Source organism: Nocardia noduli, from assembly GCF_019038455.1.
In the GTDB taxonomy this organism is placed as follows: domain Bacteria; phylum Actinomycetota; class Actinomycetes; order Mycobacteriales; family Mycobacteriaceae; genus Nocardia; species Nocardia noduli.
In genome coordinates, this window is record NZ_JAFMPL010000209.1 from 1 (window position 1) to 2,768 (window position 2,768).

General features: G+C 66.9%; 2 protein-coding genes. One reads left to right on the forward strand and one right to left on the reverse strand.

Annotated features, from left to right (window positions below; translation table 11 throughout):
- Positions 1-419 precede the first annotated feature (419 nt).
- Positions 420-830 (reverse strand): DUF5319 domain-containing protein, encoded by a 411-nt coding sequence (locus JZ792_RS40880; protein WP_040704598.1) that lies wholly within the window; start codon positions 828-830, stop codon positions 420-422.
- A 260-nt stretch (positions 831-1,090) separates the two neighbouring features.
- Between JZ792_RS40880 and guaB the strand changes: the two genes are divergently transcribed.
- Positions 1,091-2,635, forward strand: a complete 1,545-nt coding sequence (gene guaB, locus JZ792_RS40885) for an IMP dehydrogenase (RefSeq protein ID WP_216918319.1) — start codon at positions 1,091-1,093, stop codon at positions 2,633-2,635.
- Positions 2,636-2,768: the final 133 nt, after the last annotated feature.

Here is a 2,768-nt window from a genome sequence, read left to right on the forward strand (position 1 = left end):
CCCAGCAGGTTCCCACCGGTGGCGCGGGAATCCCCACCCAGCCCTCGAATCAGACCCCGAACCCGGGTATCACGATTCCGACCCTGCCTTTCACGCTGCCGGGCCGTCCGAGCTGATCTCGCTGTCACCCCGGATTCCTCGATCGAGGTAGTCCAGGATTCTCGTTCTCCGCGTTGTTCAGAGGGACGGCGCTACCGGTAGCTATCTTCCGGGGAACACACACGCTTCGAAAAAGAACCGATCACCCGTGGGTGATCGGTTCTTTTCTGTTTCGTCCCAGGAGGGCCGTTTCCTCGCGCCGCTGTGCGTCACGGGCGAGGAAAGGAGCGGGGGAGCGTGCGTGACCTCGCGGACGCGGTACGAGACCGGGTCCGCGAAGAGGTCCCGGTGTCAGAGGCTGCGACCGGGCGACGGGAGAGTCAGTCGAACCCGTCGAATCCGTCGCCGTGGAAAGCCTCGTTCATCGAGGCGTCCGCGTATCCCCGGCAGTAATCCCAGGTGACATACGCTTCCGGCGTCGGGTCGTAAGCGGGCTCGTGCGGTCGGACCGTTCCGTCGACCAACAGTTGGAGCAGGTTGGCGCGGAGCATGTCCCAATCGTGGTAGTGATCCTGCCTACAGTCCTCGCAGCTCACCACGAGTCCGCGGATCCCGCGGTGCGCGAGTAGCGCCTCGTAGACAGCGAGATCGGCGAGATCCTCCTCGACCGCGAGGCGCTCGTGGGGATCCAGCGGTTCGCCGGGCTCGATGGCATCGAGCGCGGCGGACGGGTCGGAGGGGTCTCCGGCGAAAGGATCCGGCGGCAAGCCAGGTGGTAGATGGTCACGCACACACCCACGGTACGCAGAACAGGGGGCTCTGCGCCAGCGATGCGGCCAGCAAGTTTCGCGCGAGGTGCGTGTTCGAGGTATCCGCGCGACCGCATCGAGGCGCGGTCACTGGAGAGTTAGCGGGGCAGATACCATGGGTTCAGGCGCCCTCCGGTTCCCGACACACCGGTCGTCGCCGTCACCGTTCATCCCAGAAATTGTGCGCGACGCCGGGCCTTTCGGCGTCTGTCGCTTTCGATGTCCAGGAGGGGTCGATCCGAATGAGTAATCCCGTAACGGGCGAACGAATCGCAGTCCGCCCCCATACGGGTGGCGACGATCCGAACAAGATCGCCATGCTCGGCCTCACGTTCGACGACGTGCTGCTGCTGCCTGCCGCATCGGATCTCATCCCCAGCTCGGTCGAGACCTCCAGCCTGCTCACCAGAGAGATCAGGCTGCGCACCCCGCTGGTGAGTTCGGCGATGGATACCGTCACCGAGGCCAGGATGGCCATCTCCATGGCGCGCGCGGGCGGCATGGGTGTGCTGCACCGCAATCTGGCCGCTTCCGACCAGGCCGCGCAGGTCGAGACGGTCAAGCGGTCCGAGGCGGGAATGGTCACCGACCCGGTGACCTGTCGTCCGTCCGACACGCTCGCCGAGGTGGACGCGATGTGCGCCCGCTTCCGTATCTCCGGCCTTCCCGTGGTCGACGAGACCGGCGCGCTTGTGGGCATTATCACCAACCGCGACATGCGCTTCGAGGTCGACGTGAACCGTCGCGTCGCCGACGTGATGACCAAAGCGCCGTTGATCACCGCGCGCGAGGGTGTGACCGCCGAGGCCGCTCTCGGGCTGCTGCGCCGTCACAAGGTGGAGAAACTGCCGATCGTCGACGGTGACGGCAGGCTGCGCGGTCTGATCACCGTCAAGGACTTCGTCAAGACCGATCAGTACCCGAACGCCACCAAGGACCGCGACGGCAGGTTGCTCGTCGGCGCCGCGATCGGCGTCGGCGAGGATTCGTGGTCTCGTGCCATGACATTGTCCGATGCCGGTGTCGACGTCCTGATCGTCGACACCGCCCACGGACACCAGGCGGGCGTGCTCCAGATGGTGACCAAGGTCAAGGCCGAGGTCGGCGACCGCATCCAGATCGTCGGCGGCAACGTGGCGACCCGGGCGGGCGCGCTCGCGCTGGTCGAGGCGGGCGCCGACGCGGTCAAGGTCGGTGTCGGCCCCGGTTCCATCTGCACCACCCGCGTCGTCGCCGGTGTCGGCGCGCCGCAGATCACCGCGATCCTCGAGGCGGTCGCCGCCTGCAAGCCGCACGGCGTTCCGGTCATCGCCGACGGCGGTATCCAGTTCTCCGGCGATATCGCCAAGGCCATCGCCGCGGGCGCGTCCACCGTGATGCTCGGCTCGCTGCTCGCCGGCACCGCCGAATCCCCCGGTGAGCTGATCCTCGTCGGCGGCAAGCAGTTCAAGAGCTATCGAGGAATGGGCTCGCTGGGCGCCATGCAGGGCCGTGGCCAGGCCAAGTCCTACTCCAAGGATCGGTACTTCCAGGACGACGTGCTGGCCGAGGACAAACTGGTTCCCGAGGGCATCGAAGGCAGGGTCCCGTTCCGCGGCCCCGTCAACCAGGTGATCCACCAGCTCACCGGCGGCCTGCGCGCCGCGATGGGCTACACCGGTTCGCAGTCGATCGCCCACCTCCAGGAAGCCCAGTTCGTCCAGATCACCGCGGCGGGCCTGAAGGAAAGTCATCCCCACGACATCACGATGACCGTCGAGGCCCCCAACTACACGGGCCGCGGCTGATCGGACGACGGATTTCGGCGCGCCACCCGGCGCGCCGATTCGCGATATCCGGCACCGTCCGGATTCTCGCGATCCGCCACCCGACCGCCATCCGTGTACAGGCCCGTCCGTTCGGTGCATGATTGAGCTGCCT